This is a genomic window from Comamonas halotolerans (assembly GCF_030162935.1).
GTDB classification, from domain to species: domain Bacteria; phylum Pseudomonadota; class Gammaproteobacteria; order Burkholderiales; family Burkholderiaceae_C; genus Comamonas; species Comamonas halotolerans.
Map to the genome: position 1 here is coordinate 1 of NZ_JASAUZ010000071.1, position 213 is coordinate 213.

Genomic DNA, 213 nt, shown 5'->3' on the forward strand with positions numbered 1-213 from the left:
TGGGCACGGTCACCGCGTACAGCGAGCCACATATGCAACTGTCGGCACCCAAAGGCATTGCTCTGGTCACGCCCGAGCAGGCCGTGGTGGTCAGTGGCACAACCAGCGCACTGGCGGCAGGGCAAGACATTGAAGCGCTGGCGCAGACCCAGCTTTCGCTGGCTGCAGCCCAGGGCCTCAGCCTGTACACCGTGGGGCAGGAAGCTGCGCCGA

1 protein-coding gene is annotated in these 213 nt (G+C 65.7%); it reads left to right on the forward strand.

From position 1 onward, the window contains the following. Positions 1-213 (forward strand): DUF2345 domain-containing protein (locus QEP11_RS17535; RefSeq protein WP_284337944.1); only part of this gene is annotated, 213 nt, incomplete at both ends.